The organism is Streptomyces sp. NPDC031426 (assembly GCF_055581585.1).
In genome coordinates, this window is the sequence record NZ_JBVIJE010000007.1 from 214,486 (window position 1) to 232,470 (window position 17,985).

General features: G+C 68.8%; 14 protein-coding genes. 5 read left to right on the forward strand and 9 right to left on the reverse strand.

The features are described 5' to 3' along the window. Positions 1-83: 83 nt before the first annotated feature. From rsmG to ACZ5NH_RS16495, 4 genes are all read left to right on the forward strand, one after another. The gene (rsmG, locus tag ACZ5NH_RS16480; RefSeq protein WP_388622792.1) at positions 84-800 is read left to right on the forward strand and encodes a 16S rRNA (guanine(527)-N(7))-methyltransferase RsmG; all 717 of its coding nucleotides are present in this window, start codon (positions 84-86) and stop codon (positions 798-800) included. Between the two features lie 365 nt (positions 801-1,165). Next, complete coding sequence (locus ACZ5NH_RS16485) at positions 1,166-2,239, forward strand: ParA family protein (RefSeq protein ID WP_468776192.1); 1,074 nt, start codon at positions 1,166-1,168, stop codon at positions 2,237-2,239. Beyond that, the gene (locus ACZ5NH_RS16490) at positions 2,236-3,339 is read left to right on the forward strand and encodes a ParB/RepB/Spo0J family partition protein (RefSeq protein ID WP_468775812.1); all 1,104 of its coding nucleotides are present in this window, start codon (positions 2,236-2,238) and stop codon (positions 3,337-3,339) included. The genes ACZ5NH_RS16485 and ACZ5NH_RS16490 overlap by 4 nt, the downstream gene beginning before the upstream one ends. A gap of 321 nt (positions 3,340-3,660) precedes the next feature. Beyond that, entirely contained in the window at positions 3,661-4,278 is a 618-nt protein-coding gene (locus tag ACZ5NH_RS16495; RefSeq protein WP_451554851.1) for a GNAT family N-acetyltransferase, read from the forward strand. Between the two features lie 103 nt (positions 4,279-4,381). On the opposite strand, the gene trxA is transcribed toward ACZ5NH_RS16495, so the two are convergent. The 7 genes from trxA to ACZ5NH_RS16530 form a co-directional block, all read right to left on the reverse strand. Continuing rightward, entirely contained in the window at positions 4,382-4,714 is a 333-nt protein-coding gene (gene trxA, locus ACZ5NH_RS16500; RefSeq protein ID WP_388622784.1) for a thioredoxin, read from the reverse strand. A 49-nt stretch (positions 4,715-4,763) separates the two neighbouring features. Next, a complete protein-coding gene (gene trxB / locus ACZ5NH_RS16505) occupies positions 4,764-5,735 on the reverse strand; it encodes a thioredoxin-disulfide reductase (RefSeq protein WP_468775815.1) in 972 nt (323 codons plus the stop codon). A 164-nt stretch (positions 5,736-5,899) separates the two neighbouring features. Further along, complete coding sequence (locus tag ACZ5NH_RS16510) at positions 5,900-6,826, reverse strand: hypothetical protein (RefSeq protein ID WP_468775817.1); 927 nt, start codon at positions 6,824-6,826, stop codon at positions 5,900-5,902. Next, positions 6,823-7,548, reverse strand: a complete 726-nt coding sequence (gene sigM, locus ACZ5NH_RS16515; RefSeq protein WP_468775819.1) for an RNA polymerase sigma factor SigM — start codon at positions 7,546-7,548, stop codon at positions 6,823-6,825. Before sigM ends, ACZ5NH_RS16510 begins: the two co-directional genes overlap by 4 nt. A gap of 22 nt (positions 7,549-7,570) precedes the next feature. Next, positions 7,571-9,268: a protein kinase family protein gene (locus tag ACZ5NH_RS16520; RefSeq protein WP_468775821.1), complete on the reverse strand. Its 1,698-nt coding sequence runs from the start codon at positions 9,266-9,268 to the stop codon at positions 7,571-7,573. Between the two features lie 118 nt (positions 9,269-9,386). Next, positions 9,387-11,753 carry a murein biosynthesis integral membrane protein MurJ gene (gene murJ, locus ACZ5NH_RS16525; protein ID WP_468775823.1) on the reverse strand — a complete coding sequence of 789 codons (2,367 nt, stop codon included), beginning with the start codon at positions 11,751-11,753 and terminating at the stop codon, positions 9,387-9,389. A gap of 45 nt (positions 11,754-11,798) precedes the next feature. After that, the gene (locus ACZ5NH_RS16530) at positions 11,799-14,180 is read right to left on the reverse strand and encodes a DUF6049 family protein (protein ID WP_468775825.1); all 2,382 of its coding nucleotides are present in this window, start codon (positions 14,178-14,180) and stop codon (positions 11,799-11,801) included. A 275-nt stretch (positions 14,181-14,455) separates the two neighbouring features. Between ACZ5NH_RS16530 and ACZ5NH_RS16535 the strand changes: the two genes are divergently transcribed. Beyond that, complete coding sequence (locus ACZ5NH_RS16535; RefSeq protein ID WP_468775827.1) at positions 14,456-15,922, forward strand: CCA tRNA nucleotidyltransferase; 1,467 nt, start codon at positions 14,456-14,458, stop codon at positions 15,920-15,922. A 109-nt stretch (positions 15,923-16,031) separates the two neighbouring features. Here ACZ5NH_RS16535 and ACZ5NH_RS16540 read toward each other — a convergent pair whose 3' ends face one another. Beyond that, positions 16,032-16,334, reverse strand: coding sequence for an LppU/SCO3897 family protein (locus ACZ5NH_RS16540; protein WP_468775828.1), 303 nt, complete (start codon positions 16,332-16,334; stop codon positions 16,032-16,034). Between the two features lie 316 nt (positions 16,335-16,650). Beyond that, entirely contained in the window at positions 16,651-17,913 is a 1,263-nt protein-coding gene (locus tag ACZ5NH_RS16545) for an MFS transporter (protein ID WP_468775830.1), read from the reverse strand. Positions 17,914-17,985: the final 72 nt, after the last annotated feature.

Genomic DNA, 17,985 nt, shown 5'->3' on the forward strand with positions numbered 1-17,985 from the left:
GCAGACGGGGCCGAAGTTTGTCAGCCTGGTAGTTCTGGTGGCCGGTGCGCGAAGCGCCGGCGCTGTACGGAAGGACGGTCCCCGTGACGGAGGCAGCGGAGCTTCCCCCCGCGCCCGAGCAGGCGCGGGAAGTGTTTGGTGATCGCTTCGCCGATGCGGTTCGCTACGCGGAGCTGCTCGCCGAGGCGGGCGTGCAGCGTGGCCTGATCGGCCCGCGGGAAGTGCCCCGCCTGTGGGAGCGGCACCTGCTGAACTGTGCGGTGCTCTCCGAGGCCGTCCCCGAGGGAGTGACGGTCTGCGATGTCGGCTCCGGTGCCGGCTTGCCCGGTATCCCGCTGGCCCTGGTCAGGGACGACCTGAACATCACTCTTCTGGAGCCATTGCTGCGGCGCACCACCTTCCTCACCGAGGTCGTCGAGCTGCTTGGCCTGGATCACGTCACGGTGGTGCGAGGCCGTGCCGAGGAGGTCCTGGGCAAGCTGCCGCCGGTCCATGTGGTGACGGCCCGAGCCGTGGCCCCACTGGACCGCCTGGCCGCCTGGGGCATCCCGCTACTGCGTCCCTACGGCGAGATGCTCGCGCTGAAGGGAGACACCGCCGAGGAGGAGCTGAAGGCCGCGGCGACGGCACTCAGCAAGCTCGGTGCGGTGGAGACGTCGATCCTGCATGTGGGTGAGGGCATCGTGGACCCGATGTCCACGGTGGTGCGGGTCGAGGTCGGGGAGAGCCCGGGCGGCGTGCGGTTCGCGGCCAAGCGTGCCAAGGCGGCCCGGACTGGTCGGGCCCGCCGTCGACGTTGAGCAGGAGCAGGCGCGTCTCTGATCCGTCCTGACGGTGAGACGTACTCCACACAAGCTGCCAAACCTACGCAGGCCGGAGTGTCGCGAAGGTCCGATCGCCGTCGCTGTGCATCGTGTTTCACGTGAAACGTCGCTCACTTCTGCACGGGATCATCAGTCGTGGCCGCGCTGCGGCCGAACCGCGCGACCGCAAGCCCCTCGGTTCCCTGGGGGAGGATTCCGTCTCCCGGGGAACCCCGTCGCTGTCCCAGGGCTCTCCACCCTTGCCACAGGGCACTTCGTCCCTCTCCAGGGGCATGGAGTTGTCCACAGAGGTGGATTTCTCCACAGAACACCAGGCCTCACTGGTTCACGACCCCGAAGACATGGGAGGCTCTGTTCATTGCGAGCCTGAAGTCGAGGAGAGTGAATCCTTGCGGTCCGACGCCAACATCGCGGGACCGATGACCGATCCGGTCCCCGGTCCCCGTACCGAGTCGATGGGGGTGGATGTTTCACGTGAAACACCGCCTCCGATGGACGACACTCCGATCGGTCGTGCGGCCCAACTGGCGGTAGAGGCTCTGGGCCGCGCCGGCGAAGGCCTGCCACGGCCCGAGCAGACCAGAGTCATCGTGGTCGCCAACCAGAAGGGCGGCGTGGGTAAGACGACGACCACCGTCAATCTTGCTGCTTCGCTGGCTCTGCACGGCGGCCGGGTCCTGGTGATTGACCTCGACCCGCAGGGCAACGCGTCCACCGCCCTCGGAATCGACCACCACGCAGAAGTTCCCTCCATCTACGACGTGTTGGTGGAGAGCAAGCCTCTCGCCGAGGTCGTCCAGCCGGTCCCCGATGTCGAGGGACTCTTCTGTGCTCCCGCCACCATCGATCTCGCCGGTGCGGAGATCGAGTTGGTGTCCCTGGTGGCCCGTGAGAGCCGACTGCAGCGGGCGATCCAGGCCTATGAACAGCCGCTGGACTACATCCTCATCGACTGCCCGCCCTCGCTCGGCCTGTTGACGGTCAACGCGCTGGTGGCGGGGCAGGAGGTCCTCATCCCGATCCAGTGCGAGTACTACGCACTGGAGGGTCTGGGCCAGCTGCTGCGCAACGTCGACCTGGTGCGGGGGCACCTCAACCCCACGCTGCATGTGTCGACCATCCTGCTCACCATGTACGACGGCCGGACGCGTCTCGCCTCCCAGGTCGCGGAAGAGGTGCGCACCCACTTCGGCGACGAGGTACTGCGGACAAGCATTCCCCGCTCGGTCCGTATCTCCGAGGCGCCGAGTTACGGGCAGACAGTGCTGACTTACGATCCTGGATCGAGCGGTGCTCTCTCGTATCTTGAGGCGGCCCGAGAAATCGCGCTGAAGGGCAGCGGCATCAGCTATGACGCGAGCCAGGCCCACATCGGCGCCCAGAACGATCCGAGCATGGTGGAGGGGATCCAGTGAGTGAGCGACGGAGGGGGCTGGGGCGTGGTCTCGGCGCACTGATCCCCGCTGCCCCGACGGAGAAGACGCCGGCTCCGGCCGCGCTGGGAGGAGGAGGAGGGGCCTCCGCCTCCCCCGCAGCCGTCCCGGCGCTGACGAACGACCGCGGGGTTGCCGCGGCGAAGGTGGCCACACTGCCGCCTGTTTCACATGAAACCGAGGAGCCTCCGGCAAGCCCCGTCATGGAGACGCCGACTGCTCCCATGGGCGCGCACTTCGCCGAAATCCCCCTCGACGCCATCTCGCCCAACCCACGCCAGCCGCGCGATGTCTTCGACGAGGACGCGCTCCAGGAGCTGGTCACCTCCATCAAGGAGGTCGGGCTCCTCCAGCCGGTCGTCGTACGGCAGCTGGGTCCCGCCCGCTATGAGCTGATCATGGGCGAGCGCCGCTGGCGGGCCTGCCGCGAGGCCGGTCTGGAGGCCATCCCGGCGATCGTCCGGGCCACGGAGGACGAGAAGCTCCTCCTGGACGCGCTGCTGGAGAACCTCCACCGTGCACAGCTGAACCCGCTGGAGGAGGCGGCTGCCTACGACCAGCTGCTGAAGGACTTCAACTGCACGCACGACCAGCTTGCCGACCGGATCGGGCGCTCCCGGCCCCAGGTCTCCAATACGCTGCGTCTGCTGAAGCTCTCGCCGGCCGTCCAGAAGCGGGTGGCTGCCGGTGTCCTCTCCGCCGGGCATGCCCGGGCACTGTTGTCCATCGAGGACTCCGAGGAGCAGGACCGGCTGGCTCACCGCATCGTGGCCGAGGGGCTGTCGGTACGAGCCGTCGAGGAGATCGTGACCCTCATGGGTTCGCGGCCCCAGAAGCCTCAGCGTCCCAAGGGGCCGCGCGCCGGCTCCCGGCTGTCCCCGGCCCTGAACGAGCTGGCGACCCGCCTGTCGGACCGCTTCGAGACACGGGTGAAGGTCGACCTCGGCCAGAAGAAGGGCAAGATCACCGTTGAGTTCGCCTCGGTGGACGATCTGCAGCGGATCCTGAGCACGCTCGCTCCTGGTGAGGGTCCGGTGCTGAATCAGGAGCTGCAGGACGCGACGGACGACCAGGAGGACTGATCCTGGCCCGACCCACTCGGCCATGCACAGAGCGGGCCGTGTCCGGTGTATGCCGGAACACGGCTCGCTCTTTGCTTTGAGGCGGTATCGAGCGAATCGCATCGCGGATACGATGCGAACGGGTATGGCGCATCCACCGGACAGCATCTGCATCTCTGAGTGGGGAGACGGGGCCATGCGATCGATGAGCCGCACCGGACTGGTGAGCGCGGGCCTGAGCCTTGGAGCAGTCGGCGGATTCGTCGGCAGCCTGCTCAGGGAGCGGAGCGCTCTGACAGCTGCGCGTGATGCGGCGGGCGAAGGAAGCGAGGAACAGCCTTCATGGGGCGTCGGCTCGTGCCGCTCACGCTGGACAACCTTCAGGACCTTCCCCAACGCTGTCGGTCGTGTGTCTTCTGGGAGCTGGACCCCGTCAGCGGCGAAGCGGCGGTAAGGGCGGGGACGTCGGCACTGGAGAAGGAAGCCTGGATCTCGGCAGTCCTGCTGGACTGGGGATCGTGCGGCCGGGTGGTGTACGTCGATGATGTACCGGTGGGTTTCGTTCTCTATGCCCCTCCGGCCTATGTACCGCGCTCGACGGCCTTTCCCACGAGTCCCGTCTCACCGGATGCCGTGCAGCTGATGACGGCGTTCATCATGCCCGGCTATCAGGGACAGGGGCTGGGCCGAGTGCTCGTGCAGACGGTCGCTAAGGATCTGCTGCGCCGAGGCTTCAAGGCCATCGAAGCCTTCGGCGACGCTCGCTGGAAGGAACCCGCCTGCCTGCTGCCGGCGGATCATCTTCTGGCCGTCGGCTTCAAAACGGTCCGGCAGCATCCCACGCATCCCCGACTGCGGTTGGAGCTGCGGTCGACCCTCTCCTGGAAGGAAGACGTGGAGATGGCGCTCGACCGGCTTCTCGGAGCGGTTCAGAAGGAGCCGGCGCTGAGGCCGCTGTAGCGTCAGCACGGTGACATAAGCGAATGGGCCAACCCGGAAGGGTTGGCCCATTCGTGTTTCACGTGAAACATGCGCCGCCGCGCGGACAGCACGGTTCTCCGCCTTACTCGGCGATGAACTCCTCGAGGTCGCGAACGATCGCGGCCTTCGGCTTGGCACCGACGATGGTCTTGGCGACCTCGCCACCCTGGTAGACGTTCAGGGTGGGGATGGACATGACGCCGTACTTGGCGGCCGTGCCCGGATTCTCGTCGATGTTCAGCTTGACGACCTCGATCTTCTCGCCGTACTCGGCAGCGATCGCCTCCAGGGACGGAGCGATCTGGCGGCACGGACCGCACCAGGCGGCCCAGAAGTCCACCAGGACGGGCTTGTCGCTCTTGAGGACGTCCTGCTCGAAGGAATCGTCGGTCACATTCTTCAGGCTGCCGGCCACGGCGGGCTCCTTAACTCGATCGTGCGGTGGGGCGGGGGGAAGGGGAAGGTCAGACGGCGGCGGACTTCTCGGGCTCGGCCTTGTCCTCGTCCGCCAGGGCGGAGAGGAAGCGCTCGGCGTCCAGAGCGGCGGAGCAGCCGGTGCCGGCCGCGGTGATCGCCTGGCGGTAGGTGTGGTCGACCACGTCACCGGCGGCGAAGACGCCGGTCACATTGGTGCGGGTGGACGGGGAGGCGACCTTCAGATAGCCCTCCTCGTCCAGGTCCAGCTGGCCCTTGAACAGCTCGGTGCGCGGGTCGTGGCCGATCGCGATGAACAGACCGGTCGCGGGCAGCTCCGACAGTTCGCCGGTCTTGACGTTGCGCAGCTTCAGACCGGAGAGCTTCTGCTCGCCCTGGATCTCGGCGACCTCGCTGTCCCACACGAACTTGATCTTCGGGTCGCCAAAGGCACGCTCCTGCATCGCCTTGGAGGCACGCAGCGTGTCCCGGCGGTGGACGATCGTCACGGACTTGGCGAACCGCGAGAGGAAGGTGGCCTCCTCCATCGCGGTGTCACCGCCGCCGATCACGGCGATGTCCTGGTCCTTGAAGAAGAAGCCGTCGCAGGTCGCACACCAGGAGACACCGCGACCGGACAGCGCGTCCTCGTTGGGCAGGCCCAGCTTGCGGTGCTGGGAGCCCGTGGCGACGATGACGGCCTTCGCCTGGTGAACGGTGCCGGCGGTGTCGGTGACGGTCTTGATCTCACCACTCAGGTCGACGGAGACGATGTCGTCCGGAATGAGCTCGGCGCCGAAGCGCTCGGCCTGCGCCCGCATATTGTCCATGAGCTCGGGGCCCATGATGCCGTCGCGGAAGCCCGGGAAGTTCTCGACCTCGGTGGTGTTCATCAGCGCGCCACCGGCGGTGACGGCTCCCTCGAACACCAGGGGCTTCAGCGACGCGCGCGCGGTGTAGAGCGCCGCCGTGTAGCCTGCGGGCCCGGAGCCGATGATGATCACGTTACGGACGTCGCTCACGGCTTGATTCCTCGTCTCTGGTCTGTGTCAGTCGACCGGTGGGAGACCCTTTCAGGACTCTCACCCCACCCAACGGATCCTACGGGGCGCGCATTCCCGGTGTGCCGGGGCACACGCGTGCGTCGAGCCACGGAAGGAGCGGTCGAGCAGAATGTCGAGCAGACTCAGGGGCGGGCGAGGGACTGCTTCAGAAGAAGCGTGCCGGTGGAGCCGGGTTGTTGCCGGATGCAGGCCGCGTCGACGATGTAGACCGTGACGCGTGCGCTGTCGGCGGCGTCGGGCACCACGACCAGATAGGCGGACTTCCCGTCGTACGTTCCTGTCTTGGCGCCCAGGACGTCGTCGCCTCGGTGGAGCGCGGCCCGGACGCAGTCGGGAACTGCGACATCGGTCTGGATCAAGGTGTTAGCGCTCTCGGTCGAGTGAGGGGTGTTGTGCTCGGACTCTAGGCCCGATCGAGGTCGCTGGCCGAGGGGGGAGTTCTTCTTGTTGGTGAGCAGATCCTTCACCTGGCTCTGGACACTCGCGCCGGAGAAGGGACCGACGGAAGGCGTCGGCTTTCCATGGGCCGTGGTGTCGGAGGAGTGATCGCCGAGCGACTGCAGCACCAGTGACCCCACCCCCAGGACGGCCGCGGTCAGGACGGTCCCCAGGACCACACGCCGCCGGCGCCAGCCCCGCTGACGCCCCTTGCGTCCCGGACCGGTCGCAGCCTGAGGACGGCCGGCGGGCCGATCCGAAGGGAGCGATGTTTCACGTGAAACATGACCGTTGTCGTCCCCATGCCCCGGATCGGTCTCCACGGAGACCTGGGCGCTCAGCGGTTCCGGGATGGAGAGGCTGAGCAGTGCCTCAGCGGCGAGTGCGGCATCAATACGCTCGGCCACGTCGGCCGGCATTCGCTCCGCTTCTGATACGGATCCCAGCAGCCCCCGGATCTCCTCCAGCGAGGTATGGACGTCCGCACACAGCTCACACGTCTCCAGATGACGCCGTATGTCCGCGCTGCGATCCGGAGCCAGCAGGCCTTCGGTGAGGTCGGAGATCTCCGCGACGTCCGGGTGCCCGGCCGTGTCTGTCGTGGAACTCACGCTCGCCCACCTCCGCCCTTCACTACGGCTGAATCGCTCGGTCCCGCGTCCTCGGGGCTTCCGTTCGGAGCCCCCGTTGCCGGTGGGACGGATGTCCCCTCCACCCGGTTCCGTCCCCCGCCGGGTTCTTTTCCGCTTCCGGAACCTTCGGGCCGTAGATGAGTGAGCAGAGGCAGCAGCCGGGCTCTGCCCCGGGCGCACCGGCTTTTCACCGTGCCCGTCGGCACGTCCAGGATCCGTGCGGCCTCAGCCACGGGATAGCCCTGCATGTCCACGAGGACCAGCGCGGCCCTCTGCTCGTGCGGCAGGGTGCCGAGCGCTTCGAGGAGTTGGCGCTGGACGTCGTTCCTCTCGGCCGGAGCCGAGGCCGACTCGTGCGGCTCCAGGAGCTGCTCGAGCCGCTCGGTGTCGTCGACCGGCGCGGTCTTCCGCGAGGCTGCCTTGCGGGCGCGGTCCAGGCAGGCGTTCACCGTGATCCGGTGCAGCCAGGTCGTGACCGCCGACTGCCCCCGAAAGGTATGCGCAGCCCGGTAGGCCGACACCAGGGCGTCCTGGACCGCATCGGCGGCCTCCTCACGGTCCCCCAGCGTCCGCAGTGCGACCGCCCACAGCCGATCCCGATGCCGCCGCACGATCTCACCGAAGGCATCGGGATCGCCTTCCACATGACGGGCGAGGAGATCCTTGTCGCTCACCCGGTCGTATCCGGCGCCCTCCGCCATCTGCCCCTCCCGAGTGGAGACCTCAGCTGGTCACCTTGACGTCTGCCACTCTGCCCCGCCAGTGGCCCGCCCCGTCCGAGGGCAGCTCAGTCAGCCACACCAGGAGGTACCGGGTCTTGAGGGGCTTGTCGGGCTTGAGTGTCACCGTCGTGCCCGAGCCGCTGGCAGCCTTGCTGTAGGCGTCGAACGATGTCGGTTCCGATCCGGCGTCAGCACTCGCGGCACGAAGCTCGACCGAGGTCTCCCCCAGGAAGGTGACGGTTGCCTTTCCGACCTGTTGGACCTGGCCCAGGTCGAGGATGACCCCGACGCCTGGTTTCAGGTTTCCGAACTTGGGGCTGAGGTAGAAGTCCGTCTGCCAGTAGGTGGAAGGACTGTTGTCGTAGACCTTTCCCACGTCTTCGGGCTTCTCGGAGTGGTCTGCGCTGAACGGGTCGAAGTCACGCGCCTTCTGGATGGCGATGGGCTTGCCGGAAGCCGAAGTCTTGGACCCCTTGTCCCCGTCGTCCGTCGTCTGGCTCTTGTTGGTGTCTTCGGACTTGCCGCTCTTGTCCATCAGTGCGTCCGCCAACTGCCAGCTGCCCAGACCGAGGGCGGCGATGAGGAGGGCGGACACCGTCCACTTCAGAACTTTGCCGGTACGGCTCTGCAGCGGGGGCGGTGGGGTGGCGATCGGCTGGGTGGCGCCGGGGCGCGGCGCGGGACGGCCGTACGTGCCCTGCTGGTAGGTCGTGCGCTGGTACTCCGGCGGGGCCGTGAAGGCCGGCTCCGGCGGGCGGATGCGCGGCATCTCGCCGATCGCCTTCACCAGCTCTTCCGGCGTGGTGCACGGGGCCTCGTGACGGGAGGCGGTGGCCCCGTCGTTGGCGAGTGCGCGCATGGCCAGTTCGGACAGGCCCCGGTGAACACCGGCCCGCACCTGGTCCGGAGCGATGAGGCCGACGCCCTTGGGCAGCCCGGACAGGCCGTACGCGTCGCTCTCGTACGGCCAGCGCTGGGTCAGCGCCGCGTACAGCAGGGCGCCGATCGCTTCGGTGTCGGTGCGTTGCGGGGTGTCGGAGCTGATGCCGCGCAGCGCGGCGTTCACGGCGAGGCCCCGGATGCGCCACTGGCCGGTCGAGGCGCGCAGGACGGCGTTGGGATTGAGCCGGAGATGGGCGAGGCCTTCGCGGTGCGCTGCGGCCATGGCGGAGGCGACCTGACTGACCATCTGGTAGGCGTCGTGCGGCTCCAGCGGGCCGGTCGCGACCAGCGTGGTCAGCTCGGTGGCGTCGGGCAGCCACTCGTGCACGACGTACACGAGGTCGTTCTCCTCGACGGCGTCGAGGACCTGCACGAAACGGGGGTCGCCGAGCAGCGCGGAGGAACGGGCGGCGGCAAGGACGGAACGGGCCCGTACGTGCTGCGCGGGCAGGATGTGGACGCCGACGGCACGACGGAGCTTTTCGTCGACCGCACGCCAGCTGCTGAATCCGTCCAGACGGGTGACGCACTCCTCCAGCCGGTAGCGTCTGGCGAGCTTGTGACCGCTGTGCAGTTCGGGAGGCGAGGCCTTCTTTCCGGAACCCTCGTTGCCGCTCCTCTGTGCCTCGTCGCTGTCCGTGTCCCGCTCCGGGTTCTTGGCCACCCCGTCGGCCGTGGACTGGTCCGCCTTGGCGGTCAGCGGCTGCTCGCCACTGTTGTCTGCCACGTCGACGGCAGCCGTGCTCCGTTCCGCCACCGTCGTCCCTGCCTCCCCATCCGTTGCGCGCTGTCCGACGCCGAAACCAATTGTGCCCACAGTCCGCCGCTATGCACGACACACAGCGGCGGACGATGGTTGTGCGCCTACCCCCGCCTCAGCGGCCCAGACGCCCGCGGACCATGCCCACGAGCGAGTTGAGTTCCTCGATCCGCATCCGCCGGGCGGCGACGAAGAAGATGCCGAGCAGAACGGCCCCGCCGACGAGCAGCGCGGCGAAGGAGCCGATGACGCCCTGGCCGAGGGTGCGCCCGATGCCGTAGCAGACCGCGCCGCTGAGCAGGGCCGCCGGCACCGAGGCGATGCACAGGCGCGCGTACGTCCGCATCACCCGGGCACCGTCCAGGTCACCACCGAGCCGCTTGCGCAGCCGCCGCCAGGCGACACCCACACCGATCGCGTAGGCCAGGCCGTACGCGGCCGCCATGCCGGCGACCGCCCAGCGGGCGGGCAGCAGGAAGTAGCACAGCGCCGAGGCGCCCGCGTTGACGACGGCGACGATGACGGTGTTGTAGAAGGGCGTGCGAGTGTCCTCGTACGCGTAGAAGGCGCGCAGGACGACGTACTGCACCGAGTACGGGATCAGGCCTAGGCCGAAGGACATCAGCATGTAGCCCATGTTGGTGGCCGAGCTGGTGCCCGAGGAGCCGAAGATCAGCGTGCACATCGGGATGCCGAGCGCGAGGAAGCCGAAGGCGATCGGCACGATGGCGACCGCGGTGGTCCGCAGGCCCTGGGAGATGTCGTCGCGGACCGCGCCGCCGTCGCCCTCGGCGGCCGAGCGCGAGATGCGCGGCAGCAGGGCGGCCATGAGGGACACCGTGATGATGGCCTGCGGCAGGCCCCAGATCAGCTGGGCGTTGGCGTAGGCGGCGAACCCGGTGCCCGCGACGCCGGAGTCCTTGCCGGCCGCCGTGGACAGCTGGGTGACGATCATGGCGCCGGCCTGGTTGGCGAGGACGAACAGGACCGTCCACTTGGCGAGCATCGCCGCCTTGCCCAGGCCGTGGCCGCGCCAGTCGAACCGGAGCCGGATCCGGAAGCCCGTCTCGCGCAGGTACGGGATCATCGCCAGGGCTTGGACGACCAGACCGAGCAGCACACCGATGCCGAGCAGCCGCTGGCCCTCCGGCGGGATGTTCGTGACGGTCATGTGGGAATTGGCGGCGGTGCCGTAGACCCAGATGAACATGCCGAGCGTCACGATGATGACGATGTTGTTCAGGACCGGCGTCCACATCATCGCGCCGAACTTCCCGCGGGCGTTGAGGATCTGACCCATCACCACATGGATGCCCATGAAGAAGATCGAGGGCAGGAAGTAGCGGGTGAAGGTGACCGCCACGTCGTTGGCCGCGGGGTTGGAGGCGACCGAGTTGGACAGCATGCGCACCAGCAGCGGTGCCGCGAACATCGCGAGACCGGTCAGCGCGGCCAGAGCCACCATCACCAGGGTCAGCAGACGGTTGGCGAAGGCCTCGCCGCCGTCGTCGTCCTCCTTCATCGCCCGCACCAGTTGCGGCACGAAGACGGAGTTGAGACCACCGCCGACGGTGAGGATGTAGATCATCGTCGGCAGCTGGTAGGCGACCTGGAAGGAGTCGCCGAGGAAGTTGAGGCCGAGCGCCGAGACGATCAGCGCCGAGCGGATGAAACCGGTGAGGCGGGAGACCATCGTGCCCGCCGCCATCACGGCACTGGACTTCAGCAGCCCGGCGGCCTTGCCGCCCTTCTTCGCGGGCGCGGCGGAGGGAGCGGGAGCCGTCGCCGGCTCGGGTTCCGCGTCCCGGTACGGGCCGGCGGGCTCCGGCGCCGCGGCCGGGGCGGGCACCGGCGGCTGCGCCGGGTTCCCCGGGACAGCCTGGTAGGACGCCTCGGCGTACAGGTTGCCCTGCTGGGGTCCCTGGCCGGGTGCCGGAGGGTACTGGCCGGCGGGGCCGTACCCGGTGCCCTGAGCGGCGGCCGGCTGCGCGTAGCCGGGCGGATCCATGGGTGCGTGCCCACCGCTGTGCTGCTGGTCCTTGAACAGATGCGCGAAGGCGTCCGGCTCGTGGTACTCCTCGCCGGAGTGCGTGACCAGGTCGTCGACGCCCACGTACTGGGTGGTGCGCGGGTCGTCGCCGTACGGCAGGTGCGGGGTGGCACCCTCGGGCTCGGGCGCCGGCGTCTGCGCCCACACCCGCGGGTCGGGTGCGTGCGGAGACTGGGCGGGCTGACCGTAGAGCGGCTGCTGTCCGTAGCCGTCCTGAGCGGGCGGCGGGTGCGCGGCGCGGTCGTAGAGCGCCTCGGCGACGGGATCCTGGGCGGCGAGGTCGTGTCCCCGGTAGGGATCCTGGTCGTAGGCGTCCTGGAGGTACATGTCGGCCGCCGGCTGCGGCGGTACCTGGCCGGGCTCCGGCGGTGTCTCGGGGTAGCCCGAGCCGGCCGCGCCCTGGCCGCGATCACCGTCGTACGGCGCGTTCATGCTTACCCCACCTCATCGTCCCTGGCCCACCGGCCACGACATCGCTCAACGGTCCACTCTCTCACCCGTCCCGGACGGGTCGGGGCTTTCCGGTGCGGTGTCCGGCGCAGGGTCACTCGGGTGCTTCCGGTCGTCTGCCCCGGCCCGAGAGACCGAATCCTCCGGGTCCTCCGGGAGACGGTCCGCGGGGGCCTCGGGGTTCCCGGGCTCGTCGGCGTCCTGCTCTTCCGCGTCGGGGCCGTCCTCCTCCGCCTGGCGGGCGGATGCGCGTTTGCGCTGGGTGTACATCCGGAATCCGGCGAGGACGAGGAGAAGCACACCGCCGCCGATGACCAGCATCACCGTGGGCGTGATCTCGGTGACCTTCACATCGAAGCTGACGGCGTCGCCGTACTTCTGGCCGTCCTCGGTGTACAGCTGGGCGATCACCGTGACCCGGCCGTTGGCGTTGGCCGACGTGGTGAACTTCACGGACTGGCTGTGCCCGCCGGAGATCTCCACCGGCTGCTCGGAGTAGGCCTTGCCGCCGATCTTCAGACGGGTCGGCATGGTCGAGGTGAGGCGCAGAATCAGATGGCCGACCGGCTGGACGAGGTTGTTCTGGACGGTCACCGGGATGGTGGCGCTGCGTCCGGAGAGCTTGGTCTCCGACTTGTCGATCAGCTTGACCTGGTCGGCCAGCTCGTCGAGCCAGCCTTCCACACCGTCTCGGTAGTTCTGCGCGTGCCAGCTGCCGCCGTTCCACGACGTGGACATCTCACGGTTTATGGCCCGCCCGAACGGGGTGACGACGCGGGACTGGTCGGAGAGGATCACCTGGAAGCTGTCGAGCTTGTCCTGGGTGCGCGCGATCTGCTCGAAGGCCGTCCGCGGTAGTTCCTGCGAGCGCAGCGAGGAGGGGTAGGCGGATGCCGAAGGGATGTGGGTGGTGGCGTTCGGGTCCGGCTTGTCCTTGGCCGCTGCGGTGAGGTCCTGGGCCTGAGACCAGTTCCCGCCCTCGAGCGCCTTCAGCGCCGCCGCCATCGCCTGGGCCTGGCTCGCGGTGGGCATGCGCTGCGGGGCGATCACGAGGCTGCGCTGCTTGTCCGTCTGCGCGTTCACCTCGAGGCTCTGCGCCAGGAACTCCTGCACGGCGAGCGTGGCCGAATCCGCCTTCGTCAGATCGCCCTCGAAGGCCGTGGACAGCCGGGCGTCGGAGACCACCGCTGTGATGCCTCCGCCGACCGGTCGGGCGGCCGAGGGCGTGTACGGCAGCCCGGTGGTCTCCTGGAGGCTGTCGCTGCGGGCGATCACGTGGTCGGCCCCGGCGGAGGTCGCGACCTTCATGATCGCCGGATCCACGGCGCCCTCCACCGGCCAGGCGAAGTCGGTGGTCGGTGTGACGTGGAGCACGGTCTTGACAGTGGTCGCGGCCACGTCGGTGGCGTCCTTGAGGTGGCTGAGGGAGCCGGTGACGCTGGTGCCGTTGTGAGCCAGGGACGCCAGGTCCGGGTCGGCGAAGGGCAGCGCGACGACCTCCTTGCCCGCCACCGCGTCCTGCAGGTTCGCCAGCCACTGCTTGGCGAGCGCCTGGTGCTCCTTCGGGCCGGGTGTGGTGGTGCCCCCGCTGCCCGGCAGTCGGTAGTTGCCGGTCGCCATCGCGTCCACCGAGGCCAGCAGGTCGGGGTCGATCACCCAGGTGACGTCCAGGTCCTTGCCCAGGTCCACCATCTGGGCCAGCCGGCCGCCCGGCGCGAGTTCCTTGGCCAGGTTGTCGTTGCGGAACACCGGCGTCTGGAGCTCGCCGGCGCCGGTCTTGGCCGTCATGTGGACCGTGGAGATCAGCGGCCACAGGTACGCCGTCTTGGTCTTGGTGTCGGCCTCGGACGGCTGCCATGGCAGGAACGTGCGCTGGATGCCGAGCACCTGGTCCCAGGGCTGGGCGGCGGTCTGGCCGGAGAGGGTGACATCGAACTCGTAGACGCCGTCGTTGCCGAGGTCGAGCTTGTCCACGGGGACGGAGATGCTGAACTGCTCCGCGACGCCCGGGGACAGCTTGGCGAACTTCTCCACGTACTTGCCGCCGACCTCGGAGCCGGTTCCGCCCGTCAGGTCGTCGGAGTGCTGGGCGACGGAGTCGATCCCCGAGCGGGTGTCCAGCATGGGGCCCACGTGCAGGCCCACATGGGCGCCGGTGACGCTCTGCTTGCCGTTGTTGGTCACGGTGCCCGTCACGGTCACCGTGTCCCCGTCCGTGGGGGCGCTGGGGGTCAGCGAGTCCAGGGAGACGGACACCCTGCCCGAGGAGGCGGCCTGGGCGGGCGCCGCCGCGGGCAGCTGGAGCAGCCCGGCCAGCAGCGGCGCACCAGCGAGCAGCGCGCCGGTGCGTCGCAGCCACCGGCAGGCAGATGAGGCACTGGTCCTCTGGAATTCAGCCGCCTCGGCCACGCGCTCGCCCGTCCCTCGTCGTCAGTGGTCGTCGGAATGTGCGTCCACGCATGGTAACGATGCGCGCTGAGGGGAAGTGCCGCGGTCTACGTCACAAGATCGAAGAACAGCGGCGTCCCGTCCTCTATATCCAGTATCGAGCGGAGAGCTTCCGTACGCCGTGAGAGCAGGGCTTGCGACGGTATGCAGGGAGCTGTCCGCGGTGCCTGCCGGCCGGCCGCACCTCGGCCAAATGGAGGCGCCCCTGGTCGCCGGGGCACGTACCCTGTTCTGTTGTGCCGAACCCCAACGAAGACACTCCCTCTGCCCTGAGCCAGGCGCAGCAGCGCGCGGTCGCCGAGCTGCTGCGGGTGGCCCCCGTCGCCGACGATCTCGCCCGCCGATTCCAGGAGGCCGGGTTCTCCCTCGCCCTGGTCGGCGGATCGGTCCGCGACGCGCTGCTCGGCCGGCTCGGCAACGACCTGGACTTCACGACCGACGCCCGCCCCGAGGACGTACTGAAGATCGTCCGTCCCTGGGCGGACGCCGTCTGGGATGTCGGCATCGCCTTCGGCACCGTCGGCGCGCAGAAAGCCGCCCGTGTCGGGGACACGGACTGGCAGTTTCAGATCGAGATCACCACTTACCGGTCGGAGGCCTACGACCGCACCTCACGCAAGCCCGAGGTGTCGTATGGCGACTCCATCGAGGAGGATCTGGTCCGCCGGGACTTCACGGTCAACGCGATGGCCGTCGCGCTGCCGGAGAAGGAGTTCATCGACCCGTACGGAGGCCTGGAGGATCTCGCGGCGCGCGTGCTGCGGACGCCGGGCACGCCCGAGGAGTCCTTCTCGGACGATCCGCTGCGGATGATGCGTGCCGCCCGGTTCGCCGCCCAGCTGGACTTCGCGGTCGCCCCCGAGGTCGTGACCGCGATGACGGACATGGCCGGCCGTATCGAGATCGTGTCGGCCGAGCGGGTCCGGGACGAGCTGAACAAGCTGATCCTGTCCGCGCACCCGCGCAAGGGCCTGGGCCTGCTCGTCGAGACCGGGCTCGCCGATCATGTGCTGCCCGAGCTGACGGCGCTACGCCTGGAGCGGGACGAGCACCACCGGCACAAGGATGTCTACGACCACACGCTGATCGTCCTGGAGCAGGCGATCGCGCTGGAGCAGGAGGGTCCCGACCTCACGCTGCGGCTGGCCGCGCTGCTGCACGACATCGGCAAGCCGCGCACGCGCCGCTTCGAGAAGGACGGTCGGGTCTCGTTCCACCACCACGAGGTGGTCGGCGCCAAGATGACCAAGAAGCGCATGACGGCCTTGAAGTACTCCAACGAGCTGGTGAAGGACGTCTCACGGCTGGTCGAACTTCACCTGCGCTTCCACGGCTACGGCACCGGGGAGTGGACGGACTCGGCGGTGCGCCGCTATGTCCGTGACGCGGGCCCGCTGCTTGACCGCCTGCACAAGCTGACCCGGTCGGACTGCACCACCCGCAACAAGCGCAAGGCGGCCGCGCTGTCCCGGGCCTACGACGGCCTGGAGGAGCGCATCGCCCAGCTGCAGGAGCAGGAGGAGCTGGACGCGATCCGCCCGGACCTCGACGGCAACCAGATCATGGAGATCCTGGGGGTCGGCCCGGGTCCTGTCGTCGGCAAGGCGTACAAGCACATGCTGGAGCTGCGTCTGGAGAACGGTCCGATGGAGTACGACGCGGCGGTGGCGGCTCTCAAGGACTGGTGGGCCGAGCAGAACTGATCTCTGCTGGGCCGGGGTCGGCAATGTTTCACGTGAAACACCGGCCAGGTCGAGCGCAACGAAGGGGCGATGTTTCACGTGAAACATCGCCCCTTCGCACGTTCACGCGCTACTTGTTGTCTCCCAGGCAGAGGACGAACGAGTCGCCGCCTTCTTTCCACTCGATGGCAGCGGTCGTCCCCTGGACCGACTGGCAGGCGAGCTGAGCAAGACTGGTGCTGCCGTCCTTCTTGAGCACCTTGTAGTCCGCCTTCGAGTCGCTGCAGTCCAGCTGCTCGATCTTCGGGTCGCTGTCGGTCCCCTTGTTCGTCAGGCAGTCGCCGACAGCCAGCTTCTGGGTGTCGTCGTTGTGGCTGTTGAGGTAGCCGCCGGCCGCCGCGATAAGGCCGACGGCGATGATGGCTATACGCACGTACAGTTTGACGTTGCGCTTCGGCCGCTGAGGCGGCACCGGCGCGTACGGTGCCGCCCCCTGCGGGGGGAAGCCAGGCTGGCCCGGCTGCTGCGGGTAGCCGCCCTGTGGAGGGTACGGAGCCTGGGGCTGGCCGTACGCCTGCTGGCCCTGTGCGAATGGGTTCTGGCCCTGGGGCGGCGGAGTCGTCACTTGGGTGTCCCCCTAGGAGAGTTGGTGAGCAGCGCACATAAGCGGCGCGTAAGACGCACGTAAGTTACCGGGCTCCACTGACACTTCTGTGACCGAGGGGGACTCTGTGGCTTTGACGTGACACTCACCGGTGTTCAAAGCGGGCCATAGCCCTAGCAACTGCCCCGTAGATGACGGCGACTGTGATGACCAGCGTTGCCGAGCGTCCATCCGGGGGCAGCATCAGGGCCGCCACTCCGGCCGCTCCGACGAAGGCCACGTTGAACAGGACGTCGTACACGGAGAAGATCCGGCCGCGGAAGCCGTCGTCGACGGCGGCCTGGACGATCGTGTCCGTGGAGATCTTCGCGCCCTGGGTGATCAGCCCCAGGACGAAGGCCGCGACCAGGAGGGGTCCGATGGCGAACGGGAGGCCGAGAGCCGGCTCCAGCACGGCGGCGGCGCCGGAGCACACCACGATCCAGCGCCCGGGCCCGAGTCGTCCTGCCGCCCACGGCGTCACCGCGGCCGCCGCGAAGAATCCCGCACCCGACAGGGCCAGCGCGAGCCCGAGCAGCCGGAGCCCGCCCTCGGGGCTCTTGGAGAGGGCGTACCGGCACAGCATCAGCAGCAGAACGAGGAGCGCGCCGTAACAGAAGCGCATCAGCGTCATCGAGGTCAGCGCCCATGCGGCTTCCCTGCGTCGCGGCGCGGCCAGATGACGCACGGCCGCCCTGAGCTCGCGCGCCGTCTCGGTGAGGGCGGTGGCCATGTGCGGCCGTGTCGGCTGCCGGTCGGGACCGAGGAGCGTGGGGGGCATGGTCAGGGATGTCAGACCGGCGCACAGATAGAGGAAGGCGCCGACGAGTACCACCGCCGCGTCGGAGTCGGACGCCACGAGCCGTACGGCGAAGGCGAGACCGCCGCCCGCGGTCGCGGCGAGTGTTCCGGCCGTCGGGGACAAGGAGTTGGCGAGCACCAGACGCTCGGCGTCCACCACCCGGGGCAGAGACGCGGACAGGCCGGCGAGGATGAAGCGGTTGACGGCCGTGACACACAGCGCCGAGACGTAGAAGAGCCAGTCCGGGGCCTGGCTGACCATCAGCACGGCGGTGACAGCGGCCAGCAGGGCGCGCAGCAGATTGCCGTGGACGAAGACCTGTCGGCGGCGCCAGCGGTCCAGCAGGACCCCCGCGAACGGGCCGACCAGTGAATAGGGGAGCAGCAGGACCGCCATCGCCGAGGCGACGGCGGTGGCCGAGGTCTGCTTCTCCGGGGAGAAGACGACGTATGCGGCGAGCGCGACCTGGTAGACGCCGTCGGCGCCCTGGGACAGGAGGCGGATGGAGAGCAGGCGTCGGAAGTACCGCAGGCGCAACAGGACGCGCAGGTCACGGACGACGGGCATGGGGCACAGCCTCACACATGCGGAAGGTCCCCGGGTCAGGGAACCCGGGGACCTTCACCGCCCTGGCAGGAG